The organism is Nocardioides dongkuii (assembly GCF_014127485.1).
GTDB classification, from domain to species: Bacteria; Actinomycetota; Actinomycetes; order Propionibacteriales; family Nocardioidaceae; genus Nocardioides; species Nocardioides dongkuii.
Genome location: NZ_CP059903.1, coordinates 863,838 through 878,826, shown reverse-complemented (window position 1 = coordinate 878,826; position 14,989 = coordinate 863,838). Strand labels below are relative to the sequence as shown.

At 73.4% G+C, this 14,989-nt stretch carries 15 protein-coding genes and 1 pseudogene; 6 read left to right on the top strand and 10 right to left on the bottom strand.

The genetic code is table 11. The annotated features are described in order from the left end of the window. Positions 1 to 18: 18 nt before the first annotated feature. Both H4O22_RS04170 and H4O22_RS04165 read left to right on the top strand, forming a co-directional pair. Positions 19 to 708 carry an amino acid ABC transporter permease gene (locus H4O22_RS04170; RefSeq protein WP_182525808.1) on the top strand — a complete coding sequence of 230 codons (690 nt, stop codon included), beginning with the start codon at positions 19 to 21 and terminating at the stop codon, positions 706 to 708. Beyond that, positions 705 to 1,547: an amino acid ABC transporter permease gene (locus H4O22_RS04165; protein WP_182525807.1), complete on the top strand. Its 843-nt coding sequence runs from the start codon at positions 705 to 707 to the stop codon at positions 1,545 to 1,547. The genes H4O22_RS04170 and H4O22_RS04165 overlap by 4 nt, the downstream gene beginning before the upstream one ends. 6 nt (positions 1,548 to 1,553) lie before the next feature. Here H4O22_RS04165 and H4O22_RS04160 read toward each other — a convergent pair whose 3' ends face one another. Continuing rightward, complete coding sequence (locus H4O22_RS04160) at positions 1,554 to 2,027, bottom strand: hotdog fold domain-containing protein (protein ID WP_182525806.1); 474 nt, start codon at positions 2,025 to 2,027, stop codon at positions 1,554 to 1,556. Positions 2,028 to 2,170: 143 nt separating this feature from the next. Here H4O22_RS04160 and H4O22_RS04155 point away from each other — a divergent pair, with 143 nt between their 5' ends. Beyond that, positions 2,171 to 3,199 (top strand): phosphotransferase family protein, encoded by a 1,029-nt coding sequence (locus H4O22_RS04155; protein WP_182525805.1) that lies wholly within the window; start codon positions 2,171 to 2,173, stop codon positions 3,197 to 3,199. A gap of 36 nt (positions 3,200 to 3,235) precedes the next feature. Here the strand turns inward: H4O22_RS04155 and H4O22_RS04150 are convergent, their stop codons facing one another. Both H4O22_RS04150 and H4O22_RS04145 read right to left on the bottom strand, forming a co-directional pair. Continuing rightward, positions 3,236 to 3,496 (bottom strand): metal-sensitive transcriptional regulator, encoded by a 261-nt coding sequence (locus H4O22_RS04150; protein ID WP_182525804.1) that lies wholly within the window; start codon positions 3,494 to 3,496, stop codon positions 3,236 to 3,238. A gap of 501 nt (positions 3,497 to 3,997) precedes the next feature. Further along, entirely contained in the window at positions 3,998 to 4,768 is a 771-nt protein-coding gene (locus H4O22_RS04145) for a trans-aconitate 2-methyltransferase (RefSeq protein WP_182525803.1), read from the bottom strand. 64 nt (positions 4,769 to 4,832) lie between these two features. Between H4O22_RS04145 and H4O22_RS04140 the strand changes: the two genes are divergently transcribed. Both H4O22_RS04140 and H4O22_RS04135 read left to right on the top strand, forming a co-directional pair. Further along, positions 4,833 to 5,324 (top strand): MarR family winged helix-turn-helix transcriptional regulator, encoded by a 492-nt coding sequence (locus H4O22_RS04140; RefSeq protein ID WP_182525802.1) that lies wholly within the window; start codon positions 4,833 to 4,835, stop codon positions 5,322 to 5,324. 36 nt (positions 5,325 to 5,360) lie between these two features. Then, a complete protein-coding gene (locus H4O22_RS04135; RefSeq protein ID WP_182525801.1) occupies positions 5,361 to 5,588 on the top strand; it encodes a hypothetical protein in 228 nt (75 codons plus the stop codon). A gap of 1 nt (position 5,589) precedes the next feature. On the opposite strand, the gene H4O22_RS04130 is transcribed toward H4O22_RS04135, so the two are convergent. From H4O22_RS04130 to rsmI, 7 genes and pseudogenes are all read right to left on the bottom strand, one after another. Then, positions 5,590 to 7,395 (bottom strand): ABC-F family ATP-binding cassette domain-containing protein, encoded by a 1,806-nt coding sequence (locus tag H4O22_RS04130; RefSeq protein ID WP_182525800.1) that lies wholly within the window; start codon positions 7,393 to 7,395, stop codon positions 5,590 to 5,592. Continuing rightward, positions 7,388 to 8,296 (bottom strand): 4-(cytidine 5'-diphospho)-2-C-methyl-D-erythritol kinase, encoded by a 909-nt coding sequence (locus tag H4O22_RS04125; protein ID WP_182525799.1) that lies wholly within the window; start codon positions 8,294 to 8,296, stop codon positions 7,388 to 7,390. The genes H4O22_RS04130 and H4O22_RS04125 overlap by 8 nt, the downstream gene beginning before the upstream one ends. Beyond that, complete coding sequence (gene rsmA / locus H4O22_RS04120) at positions 8,293 to 9,165, bottom strand: 16S rRNA (adenine(1518)-N(6)/adenine(1519)-N(6))-dimethyltransferase RsmA (protein ID WP_182525798.1); 873 nt, start codon at positions 9,163 to 9,165, stop codon at positions 8,293 to 8,295. Before rsmA ends, H4O22_RS04125 begins: the two co-directional genes overlap by 4 nt. A 17-nt stretch (positions 9,166 to 9,182) precedes the next feature. Next, on the bottom strand, positions 9,183 to 10,403 hold the full coding sequence (locus tag H4O22_RS20715) for a resuscitation-promoting factor (RefSeq protein ID WP_280530180.1): 1,221 nt from the start codon (positions 10,401 to 10,403) through the stop codon (positions 9,183 to 9,185). A 223-nt stretch (positions 10,404 to 10,626) separates the two neighbouring features. After that, a complete protein-coding gene (locus H4O22_RS04110; protein WP_182525797.1) occupies positions 10,627 to 11,457 on the bottom strand; it encodes a TatD family hydrolase in 831 nt (276 codons plus the stop codon). After that, positions 11,454 to 12,290, bottom strand: coding sequence for an alpha/beta fold hydrolase (locus H4O22_RS04105; protein WP_182525796.1), 837 nt, complete (start codon positions 12,288 to 12,290; stop codon positions 11,454 to 11,456). The genes H4O22_RS04110 and H4O22_RS04105 overlap by 4 nt, the downstream gene beginning before the upstream one ends. Then, positions 12,287 to 13,130, bottom strand: a pseudogene (gene rsmI, locus H4O22_RS04100) (16S rRNA (cytidine(1402)-2'-O)-methyltransferase). The gene H4O22_RS04105 and the pseudogene rsmI overlap by 4 nt, the downstream one beginning before the upstream one ends. A 151-nt stretch (positions 13,131 to 13,281) precedes the next feature. Between rsmI and H4O22_RS04095 the strand changes: the two are divergent. Continuing rightward, positions 13,282 to 14,970, top strand: coding sequence for a dolichyl-phosphate-mannose--protein mannosyltransferase (locus H4O22_RS04095; protein ID WP_244963097.1), 1,689 nt, complete (start codon positions 13,282 to 13,284; stop codon positions 14,968 to 14,970). Positions 14,971 to 14,989: the final 19 nt, after the last annotated feature.

The window sequence follows — 14,989 nt, the reverse complement described above, 5'->3', positions numbered from 1 at the left end:
CGAGGAGGTGAGGGCGACGTGCAGGACATCTGGGAGAACTACGACCTGTTCCTCAAGGCGTTCGGCCTGACCCTCGGCCTCCTCGTCGTCTCGGGCGTCCTCTCGCTGCTGCTCGGCATCTTCCTCGCCGCGCTCCGGGTGGGGCCGGTGTCGCTGCTGCGGCGGCTCGCGGCGGTCTACGTGACCGTCGCGCGCAACACCCCGCTCGTCGTGGTGTTCATCTTCTTCGCCACGGTGGGCCCCCGCCTCGGCTACACCTTCAACTCGGTGGAGCAGCTCGACATCGGCGGGTACCACGTCTCCGGCTACTTCTTCCGCTCCTGCCTCGCGCTGACGCTCTACACCTCGGCCTTCGTCTGCGAGGCGCTGCGGTCCGGCATCAACGCGGTGCCGTTGGGCCAGGCGGAGGCCGCCCGCGCGATCGGGCTGACGTTCGCAGGCTCGATGCGCCAGGTGATCCTGCCCCAGGCGCTGCGCGCCGCGGTGCCGCCGCTGGCCAGCGTGCAGATCGCTCTCGCGAAGAACACCTCGGTCGCGGCGGCGTTCGGCATGCTCGAGGCCACGGCGCGGATGAAGTTCTTCATCAACCGCAACGCCGACGACATGGTCCTCGTGTTCGTGATCTTCGCCCTCGGCTACGTCCTCATCGTCGAGGTGATCTCGTTCGGCGCCAACCGGTTCGAACGACGATTCGCGGCGGCCCGATGAGCGCGCCCTCCGTGCTGTTCGACGCACCCGGCCCCCGCACCCGCGCGCGGCACCGGATCTACTCCGTCCTCGGCGTCCTCGCCGTCCTCGCCCTGGCCGCCTTCATCGTGTTCCGCTTCTACGACCGCGGGCAGCTCGAGTACCGCTTGTGGGAGCCGTTCCTCACGCCGAAGTTCGTCCGCGTGCTGCTCGTCGACGGCCTGCTCAAGACGCTGCAGATGGCCGCCGTCTCGATCGTGATGGCCGTGGCGTTCGGCATCCTCTTCGGCATCGGCAAGCTCTCCGAGCACGCCTGGCTGCGGTGGCCCTGCTGGCTCGTCGTGGAGTTCTTCCGGGCCGTGCCGGTGCTGCTGATGATCTACTTCATCTACTTCGCCTACGGCGTCGGCGACGGGATCGGCGCCTACTGGAGCGTCGTGATCGCCCTGACGCTCTACAACGGGTCCGTGCTGGCCGAGGTCTTCCGGGCCGGCATCCTCGCCGTGCCCCGCGGGCAGGCGGAGGCGGCGTACGCCCTCGGCATGCGCAAGACCCAGGTGATGACCAGCATCCTGCTGCCGCAGGCCGTGAAGATCATGCTGCCGGCGCTGATCAGCCAGCTCGTCGTCGCACTCAAGGACACCAGCCTCGGCATCGCGATCGGCGCCCCGGGCCTCACGTTCGTAGGCAAGCAGATCTACACCGAGTTCCAGAACCAGGTGCAGGCCGCGGTCGTGATCGCCGTCCTCTACATCGCCGCGAACCTCGTCCTCACCGCGCTCGCGACCTGGGTGCAGAAGAAGTTCGTCGGCGAGCGCAAGCCGCTCGCGGTGCCCGTGGTGGGCGGCGGAACCCTCTGAGCGACGTCAGGCCTTCGTCTTCTTCGGCGTCACCCAGAGCCGGATGACGCCCTCGATCACCACCGTGCCGTCGTCGCGGACGCCGCGCACGCGCACGGGGAGATCGGGGTCGTCGGAGGCCCACTGCTCGGCGTCGGTCTCGGCGATGCAGGTGATGTCGCTGGTGGCCTTCGCGGTGTAGCTGACCTCCATCCCCTTGGGGATCCACCGCTTGTCCGCCGGGATGGTGACCTCGGCGAGCGCGCCCATCGCCGCCTCGAGCCCGTTGCACAGCGCGATCGCGTGCACGGTGCCGAGGTGGTTGTGCACCCGGCGCCGCTTGGGGATCACGAGCTCGGCGTGGTTCGGGCGCAGCTCGGTGAACCGCGGGCGGATGGTGGCGAAGTACGGCGCCTGCTGGCCGAAGGCGAACGAGAAGACGCGGGTGCCGACGACCGGCAGCGCGCCGGCCTTCTTCCAGAGGGCGAGGACCTGACTCATGGCGCCATTATTACCGACCAGTAACATCGCTGTCCACTGACACGTGTCAAGTCCGGCTGCTAGCGTCCGGCGCGACACGGCGACCATGCTCCGGGCGCCCGACCCACACGCCTGCCCCCGAGTCCTCGGACGGAGCTCCTCAGATGCCCACGACGACGATCGCGCCCACGATCGAGGAGATCACCCCCGCGTGGCTCTCCGAGGCGCTCGGCCGACCGGTCTCGACCGTGACCTCGACGCCCGTCGGCACCGGCCAGATGGCCGTCTGCCACCGGCTCACGCTGGACGGGGGCGAGACCCTGCTGGCGAAGCTGCCCGCCGCCGACCCGGCGTACCGCGCGATGGTGGCCGGGACCTACTACAGCGAGGTCCGCTTCTACGCCGAGATCGCGGACACCGTCGCGATCCGCGTGCCGGCCTGCTCGCTCGCCGTCGGCTCCCCCGTCACCGGGGACTTCACCCTGCTCCTGGAGGACCTCGCGCCGGCCGAGCCCGGGGAGCAGCTCGCGGGCTGCACCCCCGACCAGGCCCGCGACGCCGTGGTCAACCTGGCCGGGCTGCACGGGCCGCGCTGGTGCGACCCGAGCCTGCTGGACACCGACGGGTTCGCGCTGAGCACCCCCGAGGAGGCGGCGCTGCTCTCCGAGCTCCTGGCGCCGGCGACCGAGACCTTCATCGAGGGTCTCGGCGAGCTGGTCTCCCCCGAGGACCGGGACACGCTCCGGGCGGCCGTGGACGTCATCGAGAGGTGGGCGCTCGCGCGCACCGAGCGCTTCGGCCTGGTCCACGGCGACTACCGCCTCGACAACATGATGTTCGCCCCGGGCGGCGGAGTCGCGGCCCTCGACTGGCAGACGCTGTCGGTGGGGCTGCCTGCCCGCGACCTGTCCTTCTTCGTGGGGACCAGCCTCGGCCCCGGGACCCGGCGCGCGACCGAGCGGGACCTCGTGGCGGCGTACCACGCCGCGCTCGTCGGGCACGGCGTGACGTCGTACTCCCTGGAGGAGTGTTGGGACGACTACCGCTTCGCGATGCTCCAGGGCCCGCTGATCTCGGTGTTCGGGTGCGCCTACGGCACGCGCACCGAGCGCGGCGACCGGATGTTCGCGACCATGGTGGCCCGCTCGTGCGCGGCCGTCCGTGACCTGGGCACCCTCGCGCTCGTCCGGTAGCGGCCTTCGGTCAGCCCCAGGGATCAGCCCAGGGGATCAGCCCAGGGACAGGAAATACTTCTCGATCTGCGCCAGCTCGTCGTCGGTCACGCCGCCGTCGCTGACGTTGCGGCGGAGCTCGGTGGCGACCAGCGCGAACCCCGCGCGGTCCAGCGCGCGGGTGACCGCCTTGAGCTGGTTGACCACGCTCTCGAGGTCGCGCCCGTCCTCCAGCATCCTCAGGACGCCGGCGAGCTGACCCTGGGCGCGCTTGACGCGGTTCAGGACCGGCGTCATGTCGCCGTTCTGGAGCTCCATCACTCTCCTTCAGTTCAGGCTGCGCTGAGGCGGCGCATCCGGGTGCTAACCTGGGGCCGTACGGATACCCCCGGCTGTATCTTTACTTGCCGGCCGGCCGTGGGCGCCCCCTCGGGAGGAGCTCCCCCCGCTTCGCTCGGGGGGTCGCCCTCGGCCGGTCGTGCCCCCCTAACGCGGCAATGCCCCCCGGGGTTACGGGGCGAGCAACTCGACCCGGTTGTCGTGTGCGTCACACGCGTGGAACCGCTCGTACCCCGGGAACGTGTGCCGCTCGCGCCGGTCCACGGCGTACCCCATCTCGACCAGGCGCGAACCCGTCGCCTCGAGGGCGACCACCGGTTGCCGGTGGTTGAGCAGCGAAGGCGCTCTGCGCCTGAGCGATGTCGAAACCCGGTGAACCAACCCATGGCCTCGATCCAGGTCGCCGGCACGCTGCGGGGGTCTCGACACCGCTCGTCGCTGGGGCTCCTCACTGCTCGACCACCGGCACGTGGTGCAGCCTCATGCCGGCACCTGTGCCACGACGAAGACCCGCCGGAACGGCAGCACCACGCCCCACGGTCGGGTGGGGTACGCCGCGGCGAGGCGCGCGCGGAACTCCGCCTCGAACCCGTCGCGCAGGTCGTCGGGCAGCGCCTGCAGCGTCGGCCGCGCCCCGGTGCCGGAGACCCAGGTGAAGACCGGGTCAGGGCCGGTCAGGACGTGGAGGTAGGTGGTCTCCCACGCGTCGACGCCGCAGCCGAGGGTGGCCAGCGCCTCGAGGTAGACCTCCGGGCCGTGCGCCTGCGGCACCGCGACCTCGCGCGTGTGTGCGCGGTAGGGCTCCTCGTCGGCCAGGTCGCGGCGGATCGTGTGGCTCGGCTCCTCGAAGTTGCCCGGCACCTGGAAGGCGAGCCAGCCGCCGGGCCGCGCAGCGTCGACCAGGCGCGGCAGCAGGTCGAGGTGGCCGGGCACCCACTGGAGCGTGGCGTTGGAGACCAGGACGTCGACCGGGGCCTCCGGTCGCCAGTCGCGCAGGTCGCCGACCTCGAAGGCGATGCCGGGGACGTCGCGGCGCGCGGCCGCGACCATCTCGGGGCTCGCGTCCACGCCGAGCAGGGACGCGTCCGGCCACCGCTCAGCGAGCAGCGCGGTCAGGTTGCCGGGGCCGCAGCCGAGGTCGACGACGCGCTCCGGCGCGGCCGCCGGCACCCGGGCCAGCAGCTCCACGAACGGCCGGCCGCGCTCGTCGGCGTACGTCAGGTAGCGGTCGGGGTCCCAGGTGTGCGCCATGCCACGATCGTCCGCCCGGATTCTCTTGATGTCAAGATTCTCGATGGGCGGTAGGGTGTGCCGCATGCGGGACGAGGTCGACGAGCTGGTGGAGGCGTGGGCGCGCGAGCGCGCCGACCTCGACCTGGCGCCGGTCTCGGTGTTCAGCCGGATCTCCCGCCTCGGCCGCCACGTCGACCTCGCCCGCCGGGCCGCGTTCACCGCGCACGGCATCGAGTCGTGGGAGTTCGACGTCCTGGCGGCGCTGCGCCGCGCCGGGTCGCCGTACGAGCTCTCGCCGGGGCGGCTGCTCCGCGAGACCCTCGTGACCAGCGGGACGATGACCAACCGCGTCGACCGGCTCGCGGCCCGCGGGTTCGTGGAGCGCTCCCCCGACCCCGACGACCGCCGGGGCGTGATCGTGCGGCTGACCACCGAGGGCAAGACCGCCGTCGACGGCGCGTTCGAGGCGCTGCTGGACGCCGAGCGCGAGCTGCTCGCCGGGCTGCCCGCGCCCGAGCGCGAGCAGCTGGCCGGCCTGCTCCGCACCCTGCTCGCCCCGTTCGCGGGGTCCTGAGGCTCAACCCGGTCACCCGGGTGCCGATGGGGAGGCATGGCCACCTCGCTGCTCCACCCCGCACCGGTCACCGTCGTGTCCGCGGAGGACGCGGCACCCGCCCAGCGCCGGTCGGCGTGGACGGCCTGGCTGCACGGCCGGGTCGCGGTCGTCGTCGACGACGAGGGACCGCGGCTGCTGGTGCCGATGGGTACGCCGACAGGCGCCGCGGTCGTCCTCGCCCGGCGCCTGTACGCCGTGGGCTCGGTCGAGCTGCTCGACTGAGCTACTCCAGCTGCTCCGCGGCCTCGAACCACTCCATCTCGAGCTGCTCCTTCTCCGCCGTCAGCGCCTCGAGCTCCCGGCTGATCCCCGCGAGCCGCTCGTAGTCGTGCGCGTGCTCGAGCGCCTGCTGGCCCAGCGACGTCTCGAGCTCCGCGATCCGCGCCAGCCGCTTGTCGATCCGCGCCACCACCTTGCGCGCCGACCGCTCCTCGGCGCTCCCCGACCGCGCCTTCGCCGACCCCGGACCCGACGCAGCTGTGGAGGAACCCGCCGAGACGGCGGACATGTGCGCCGACTCGGCGGCGTTCTCCACAGCCAGGGCCGCGCGACGGCGCTCGAGGTACTCGTCGACGCCGCGCGGGAGCATGGAGAGCTGGCCGTCGCCGAGGAGCGCCCAGGTCGAGTCGGTGACCCGCTCGAGGAAGTAGCGGTCGTGGGAGACCACGATCAGGGTGCCGGGCCAGCCGTCGAGGAAGTCCTCGAGGACGTTGAGGGTCTCGATGTCGAGGTCGTTGGTGGGCTCGTCGAGGAGCAGCACGTTCGGCTCGTCCAGCAGCAGCAGGAGCAGCTGGAAGCGGCGCCGCTCGCCGCCGGACAGGTCGCCGATCCGCGCGGTGAGCCGGTCGCCGGTGAACCCGAACCGCTCCAGCATCGCGCTGGCCGTGACCTCGCCGTCGGCGACCTTGGTGACCCGGCGCACCGACTCCACCGTCGGCAGCACGCGGCCGGCGGGATCGAGGTCGTCGAGCTGCTGGGTCAGGTGGCGCAGCGCGACGGTGCGGCCTCGGCGTACCTTGCCGGCGGACGGCTCCAGCGCGCCGGAGACCAGCGCGAGCACCGAGGACTTGCCGGCGCCGTTGACGCCGACGATCCCGACCCGGTCGCCCGCCCCGAGCCGCCAGGTGGCGTGCCGCAGCAGCACCCGGTCGCCGCGGACCAGGTCGACGTCCTCGAGGTCGATGACGTCCTTGCCGAGCCGCTGGGTCGCGAACTTCTGCAGCTCGAGCCGGTCGCGCGGCGGCGGCACGTCCTCGATCAGCTGGTTGGCCGCGTCGATGCGGAACTTCGGCTTCGCGGTGCGCGCCGGCGCCCCGCGGCGCAGCCAGGCGAGCTCCTTGCGGACCAGGTTCTGGCGCCGGGTCTCGGACGCCGCGGACTGGCGCTGGCGCTCGGCCTTGGCGAGCACGAACGCGGCGTACCCACCCTCGTAGACGTCGACCGCGCCGTCGTGCACCTCCCAGGTCCACTGGCAGACCGCGTCGAGGAACCACCGGTCGTGGGTGACCACGACGAGCGCCGAGGTGCGCTTCGCGAGGTGGTCGGCCAGCCAGGCGACCGCCTCGACGTCGAGGTGGTTGGTGGGCTCGTCGAGGACGACGAGGTCGTGGTCGCCGAGCAGCAGCGCGGCCAGCGAGCAGCGCCGGCGCTCGCCGCCGGAGAGGCCGAGGACCGACCGGTCCAGCGAGACGCCCGCGAGCAGCACCTCCACGATCTCGCGCATGCGCGCGTCGGCCGCCCACTCGTGGTCGGAGCGTCCGCCGAGCACGGCCTCCCGGACGGTGTGGGTGTCGACGAGCTCGTCGCCCTGGTGCAGGTAGCCGACCAGCAGGCCGCGGATCTTCGAGACCCGGCCGGTGTCGGGCTCCTCGATCCCCGTCATCACCTCCAGCAGGGTGGTCTTGCCGTCGCCGTTGCGGCCGACGATGCCGATCCGCTCCCCCTGCGCGACGCCGAGGGAGACCTCGGTGAGCAGCGGGCGGACGCCGTAGGACTTGGACACGCGTTCGAGGTTCAGCAGATTAGCCATAAGTCACCAGGTGGGCGCCTGCGACGGCGCCGTGGGTCACGAGGACGGCGGGGTGCGCGTCGTCGGTCATCGCCCCGGCCACGGCACGCGCCGCGTCGGAGGACTCGCAGAGGAAGACACAGGTCGGCCCGGAGCCCGAGACGATCCCGCGCAGGGCGCCCTCGGCCTCGCCGCGGGCGAGCAGGTCGCCCAGCTCCGGACGCAGGTCGATCGCGGGCTCCTGGAGGTCGTTGTGCAGCGCCGCCGCGAGCGCGTGCGGGTCCCCCGCGGCCAGCGCCGCGACCAGCCGGTCCGCCGGCGGCGGGTCGGCGGGGGCGTCGGGGACGAGCTCGTCGAAGTGCCGGTAGACGGCCGGGGTGGAGAGCCCCCGGTCCGACGGCACGGCGACCCACCACCAGGTGCCGACGTCGGCGACCGGCTCGACCAGCTCGCCGCGGCCGGTGCCGACGGCGGAGCCGCCGACCAGCGCGAACGGCACGTCGCTGCCGAGCACGCCGGCGATCCGGAGCAGGTCCTCGTCGCTCGTCCCGGTGCCCCAGAGCCGGTCCAGCGCCACCAGCGCGGCGGCCGCGTCGGCGGAGCCGCCCGCCATCCCGCCCGCGACCGGGATGCACTTGGCGACGTGCACCGCGCCCCGCGGCTCGATGCCGTGGTGCGCGGCCAGCAGCCGCGCGGCGCGCGTGACGATGTTGTCGTCGAGCGCGGGCAGCACGACGCCGGCCATCCAGTCCGGGACCTCCAGGTCCACCGACCAGTCGTCGGCCGGGCGCACGGTGAGGTCGTCGTACAGGCCGACGGCCTGGTAGACGGTGAGCAGCGGGTGGTAGCCGTCCTCGCGCGGGGCACCGACGCCGAGGTGCAGGTTGATCTTCGCGGGTGCCCGGACGGTCCGAGCGGTCACTCCGGGTCCTCCCAGGGCAGCGCCTCGGCGATCCGGACGTACGCCGCGATGTCGAGCACCTCGCCGCGCGCCATCGGGTCGACGCCAGCGGCCTCGAGCGCCGCGACGGCCGCCTCGGCCGAGCCGGCCAGCCCGCGGAGGGCGCCGCGCAGCGCCTTGCGCCGGTGGGCGAAGGCGGTGTCGATGACGGTGAAGACCTGCTCGCGGGTCGCGGTGGTGACCGGCGGCTCGCGGCGGGTCCAGGCGACCAGGCCGGAGTCGACGTTGGGCGCCGGCCAGAAGACGTTGCGGCCGACCGACCCCGCGCGGCGTACGTCGGCGAACCAGGCGGCCTTGACCGACGGGACGCCGTACACCTTGGAGCCCGGCGGGGCCGCGAGCCGGTCGGCGACCTCGGCCTGCACCATCACCAGGCCGCGCTCGAGCGACGGCAGCAGCGCCATCAGGTGCAGCAGCACCGGCACGGAGACGTTGTAGGGCAGGTTGGCGACCAGCGCCGTCGGCGACGGGCCGGGCAGCTCGCTGACCCGCATCGCGTCGGCGAGCACGACCTCGAGCCGGTCGCGCTGCTCGGGGGCGTACGCCGCCACGGTGGCGGGCAGCCGGGCGGCGAGCACCTCGTCGACCTCGACCGCGACGACGTGCCGCGCGACCTCCAGCAGCGCCAGGGTCAGCGACCCGAGCCCGGGGCCGACCTCGAGCACCACGTCGTCGGGACCGACGCCGGACTCGCGGACGATCCGGCGCACGGTGTTGGCGTCGATGACGAAGTTCTGGCCACGCTGCTTGGTCGGCCGCAGGTCGAGCTCGGCCGCCAGCTGACGCACCTCCGCCGGCCCCAGCAGACGGGGACCGGCGGAGGTGGGCATGACCTGAACCCTAGTCGTCAGCGGGGAAGCCCCAGCTTCGCCGCACACGAGGGCCACGAGCCGTAGCCGCCGGTCGCGTCGCGCAGCCGGGTGGCCACGGCGATCTGTGCCTCGCGGCTGTTGGCGCTCGGCAGGCCGGTGCCGCCGTACGCCTGCCAGGTGCCGAGGTTGAACTGCAGGCCGCCGTAGTAGCCGTTGCCGGTGTTGATGGCCCAGTTGCCGCCCGACTCGCACTGCGCGAGGGCGTCCCAGACGCTGTTGCCGGAGGCGTAGTTCGACGAGGGTGCCGCCGGCGCCGGTGCCGGCGCGGGCTTCTCCTTGGTGCCGATCTTGACGACCCGGTCGACCGGAGCGCGCACGAGGCGCTGGCGGACCAGCTCCCGCTTCGCGAGCTCGCCGTTGCGGAAGGTGAGGCGGTAGACGGCGTTGCGGGCACCGGCGGCGCCCTCGCGGACCACCGTCTCCTCGCCCTCGTACGCCGAGGGGTCGTCGCGCTCGACGGTGTCGAAGGCGATCGACTCGCCGGCGACCTTGCGGGTCGCGTAGCGGACGTGGGTGAAGACCACGCGGTCGCCGTCCTCCAGCTTCGCGCCGAGCTTCGGGGTGGTGACGTCGTGCTTGCTCACCCGGACGTCGAGCTCGTCGAGGGCGTCCTGGACGGTCAGCGCGGTGACGGTGCGCTTGCGCAGCTTGCCGTCGCCGATCTTGACCTTCAGCGTCTTCGGCGTGACGACCTCGAGCTCGAGGCCCTGACGGCCGATCGTGGCGCTGCGGCTGGCGGAGAGGCGCGACTCGCCGAACGTGCGGCCGAGCTCGCCGAGGGCCGAGGCCACCTCGGTCGAGGTCACCCAGTGGGTCTGCTCCTTGCCGTCGACGCTCAGCGTCAGCGGCCGGCCGTACCGCACGTTGATGCGGCCGCCGTCGGTGACGCTCTCGTCGAGGTCGGGGACGACCGAGTCGTGCTCGCCGACCTCGATCCCCTCGGCGTCGAGGACCTCTTCGACGGTGCCGCCCATCGCGCGGACCTCGCGGTCCTCCCCGTCCACCGTGAGCGTCACGGTGGTGGAGAGCGCCTGGTAGCCGAGGACGCTGCCGGCGACCGCCAGGACGACCAGCGCGCAGAGCCCGATCAGGACTCCGCGACTGCGGATCAGGCGGCTCAGCCGGCCCCCGGAGGCGGTGGGGGACGGCGTGGTCTGGGGCGGGGTGGACTGGGGGTCGTGCTGTGTGGAAGCCACACTTCTCCGAACGTCGAGCTCCCCGGGCCTCGGGACTTCCCGCACCCTCGAACCCGCCTGTCGACGAGGTTCTCGGCGGGTCGTGCGCGGGCGGTGGTGGCCCTGACGCACGGTCGGTTCGGTCCCGATCCCGGCCTTTTGTCGACTCCATCGGAACAGGGACGCGGACGCGATGCAAATGCCCGTCCCTCGATGTGAGCACCGCCACGGCGGCGCCCCGGGGTCACCAGGCGCCGCCGAACGCCTCCTCGGTGGCGTGGTCGAGGGCCGCGCAGAGCTCCTCCAGGTCGTCGCCCCGAACCTCCGCCATGGCGCGCACCGTGAGCGGCACCAGGTACGACGCGTTGGTGCGGCCGCGGTGCGGGACCGGGGTGAGGTACGGCGCGTCGGTCTCGACCAGCAGCCGGTCCGGCGGCGTCACGACGAGCGCGTCACGCAGCGGCTGGGCGTTCTTGAAGGTGACCGTCCCGGCGAAGCTGAGGTAGCCGCCGCGGTCCAGGCAGCGGCGGGCGAGGTCGGCGTCCCCGGAGAAGCAGTGCATCACCCAGCGGTCGGGCACCCCCTCCTCGTCGAGCACCCGCAGCACGTCGTCGTGGGCGTCGCGGTCGTGGATGACCAGGGTCTTGTCGAGCCGCTTGGCGAGGTCGACGTGGCGCCGGAACGCCTCCTCCTGCACGGCCCGGCCCTCCTCGCCGGTGCGGAAGTGGTCGAGCCCGGTCTCGCCGACCGCGCGCACCTTGTCGTGCGCGCCCGCGAGCGCCTCGATCTCGGCCATCGCCGCGTCGAGGTCGGCCAGGAGCGGCGCCTCGTTGGGGTGCAGGGCGACCCCGGCGACCAGCGCGTCGTACGTCGCCGCCGCCTCGACCGCCCAGCGCGCGCCGGGCAGGTCGCAGCCGATCTGCACCACCCGGCGTACGCCGACCGCGGCCGCGGCCGCGAGCGCCTCCTCGACCGGCAGCGGGTCGTCGTCGCCGTGCCGGGCGATGTCGAGGTGGCAGTGGTTGTCGACGACCGGGTGCGGCAGCGGCTCGGGGGCCGGCGGCCGGTCGCTCACGTGCCGGCCACCCGCTCCAGGATCGCCGCCGCGAGCTCCTCGGGCGCGTGCGTCGGGATCCAGTGGCTGACCCCCTCGAGCACGACGAGCCGGTAGTCGCCGTCGACGTACTCCTCGGTCGCGTCGACGCCGGCGCGCACGATCGCGGTGTCGCGGGTGCTCCACACCAGGGTGGTCGGCACCGCGACCCGGCCGCCCATGCCCTTGCCGCCGCTCAGCGGGAGCGCGCGGTACCAGCCCAGCGCGCCGGGCAGCGCCCCGCTGTCGACGATCTCGGTGCGGAAGCGGGCCACCTCCTCGGCGGTCATGCCGGAGGCGCGCAGCGCCTGGTCGACCGGCCCGCCGGCCCACTTCGCGAGGGTCTCCATCACCAGCGGCACCTGGAAGAGGCCCATGTACCAGCTGTGCAGCCCCTGCCGGGAGGTGCGCATCGCGTTCGTGAACGCCCGCGGGTGCGGCACCGACACCGCGGTCCAGCTGCGCACCAGCTCGGGGTGGCGCGCCGCGGTCGCCCAGCCGACCATCGAGCCCCAGTCGTGGCCGACGAGGTGGACCGGGCCGCCGATCTCCTCGATCAGCGCGACGACGTCGGCGACCAGCTCCGGGACGGCGTACGCCGCGCGGCCGGCCGGGCGGGCGCCCTCGGAGTAGCCGCGCTGGTCGGGCGCGTAGGTGCGCAGCCCCTGCGCGTGCAGCAGCGGGGCCACGTGCCGCCAGCTGGTGCCGCGCTCGGGGAAGCCGTGCAGCAGCACGATCGGGGTGCCGTCCTCGGGACCGTCGTCGCGGACGTCGAAGACCAGTCCGTCGCGGGTCCAGCTGGTCAGCCGGCTCATCGCTCCCCTCCCACGTGCACGGCCTGGTAGACCTCGCGCTTGGGCAGCCCGGCCAGCCGGGCCACCTCCACGATCGCGTCCTTGCGGCTCATCCCGTCCTCCTCGTGCTCGGCCACCGCGGTCCGCAGGCTCGCGGGGTCGGTGGCGACGTCGGCACCGGGGGTCGCGCCCGCGACCACGATGGTGACCTCGCCGCGCACCCCCTCGGCGGCCCACGCGACCAGGTCGCCGAGCGGTCCCCGGCGTACCTCCTCGTGGGTCTTGGTCAGCTCACGGCAGACCGCCGCGGGGCGGTCGGCGCCCAGGGCGTCGGCCATCGCGGCCAGCGCGGTCCCGGTGCGGTGCGGCGCCTCGAAGAAGACCATCGTGCGCTCCTCGTGCGCGAGGTCCCGGAGGCGGCGCGCACGCTCCCCCGCCTTGCGCGGCAGGAAGCCCTCGAAGCAGAACCGGTCCACCGGCAGCCCGCTCACCGCCAGCGCGGTGAGCACGGCGCTCGGCCCCGGCACGGCGGTCACCGGCACGTCGTGCTCGACGGCGGCCGCGACCAGGCGGTACCCGGGGTCGGAGACGCTCGGCATCCCCGCGTCGGTCACCAGCAGCACCCGCTCGCCCGCGAGCAGCGCCTCCAGCAGCACCGGCGTGCGCGCCACCTCGTTGCCCTCGAAGTAGGACAACCACCCGCCCGCCGATGCTCACCCCGAGGTCGGTCGTCAGCCGCCGGAGCCGGCGGGTGTCCTCGGCGGCGACCACGTCGGCGCCTGCGAGCTCCTCGGCGAGCCGAGGCGGCGCGTCGCCCACCCGCCCGATCGGCGTGGCCGCGAGCACGAGGACGCCGGTCATGGCCCGATCATCGCAGGTGCCGAGTCGGCGTGAGTTGCCCGCCGAGTCGGCGTGAGTTGTCCGAGGCGGCCCGCAACTCACGCCGATCGGCGGGTTCGCTGCCGGACGGTCGCGGCAGGGTGAGGAGCGCGGGCCCCCGTAGAGTTCCGGCGTGCCAGCAGCAGCCCCCGTCACCGCGCGTGAGCCGGCCGAGCAGGTGGGTCTCGCGGGGCCCACCGCGTGGCAGCGGGCCACGGGCTGGGGCGGCTCGGACGACCGGCTCCTCGGGTGGGCGGCGAGCATCGGGATCGCCGTGCTGGCGCTGGCGCTGCGGCTCTGGCACCTCGGGTCGCCCCGCGAGTTCGAGTTCGACGAGACCTACTACGCCAAGGACGCGTGGTCGCTGCTCCACCAGGGCTACGTCCGGGGGTACGTCGAGGACGCGAACGAGGCCATCCTCGACGGCCGGACCACCGGCCAGTGGACCGACCAGCCGGCGATGATCGTGCACCCCGAGGTCGGCAAGTGGCTGATCGCGCTGGGCGAGCAGGCGTTCGGGATGAACCCGTTCGGGTGGCGGTTCTCCGCGGCGGTCGCGGGCGCGCTGATGGTCCTGGTGATGTGCCGGCTGGTCCGCCGGCTCACCGGGTCGACGCTGCTCGGGTGCACCGCCGGCCTGCTGCTGAGCCTCGACGGGCTGCACTTCGTGCTCTCCCGGCTGGCCCTGCTCGACATCTTCCTGGCGCTGTTCACCCTCTGCGCGGTGTCCTGCCTGGTCAACGACCGGTTCTGGTTCCGCGCCCGGATGGCGCGGGAGGTCACCGGCCAGGTGCGGTCCGGGTGGGGACCGGTCCGCGCCATGCTCTGGCGGCCGTGGCTGCTGGCCAGCGGCGTCTGCTGGGGGCTCGCGGTCGGCACCAAGTGGACCGCGCTCTACGCGCTCGCCGCGTTCGGGATCCTGGTCTGGCTGTGGAGCGCCGGCGCCCGCCGCTCCTTCGGCGTCCGGTCGCCGGTGCTCCGCTCGGCGCTGGTGGACGGCGTACCCGCCTTCGGCTACCTCGTCGTCGTCGGCCTGTGCGTGTACGTCGCGACCTGGACCGGGTGGCTCGTGCACGCCGACGAGTACGAGGAGCACCTCTCCTCGACCCAGTACACCCGCTTCGACCGGATGGAGGGCGACGTCGCGGTCGCCGAGGGCACCGAGCGGTGGCCGACCGCCACCGAGCCCGACGCCTCGGGCCCGGCCGAGGTCTGGCAGTCGCTGCGCTCGCTGGCCAGCTACCACCACGACCTCTTCATGTTCCACACCCACTTCCTCAGCGACAGCGAGCACACCTACGCCTCCAAGCCGTCGGGGTGGCTGCTGCTCAACCGCCCGGTCGGCGTCGCGGCGGACACCGACATCCAGCCCGGCACCCGCGGCTGCGACGCCCCGCAGGGCAGCACCTGCCTGCGCCAGGTACTGCTGATCGGCACCCCGGCGATCTGGTGGGGCGGCATCCTGGCGCTGCTGTACGCCGTGGTCGCCTGGGTCGGTGCGCGCGACTGGCGGTTCGGGATCGCGGTGGTCGGCACCGCGTCGACCTGGCTGCCGTGGCTGCAGTACGACGACCGCCCGATCTTCCTGTTCTACGCCGTCGTGACGCTGCCGTTCGTGGTGATCGCGCTGACCCTGGCGCTCGGCAAGCTGGTCGGCACCGCGCCCCCCGCCAGCCCCCGGCGTACGGCGGGGGTGGTCGCGGCCGGCTCCTTCGTGGTGGTGGTGCTGCTGAACTTCGCCTGGTTCTGGCCGATCTACACCAACGGGCTGCTCACGCACGGCGAGTGGCTGGACCGGATCTGGTTCTCGCGCTGGGTCTAGGAACCCCGGCCTAGGGTGC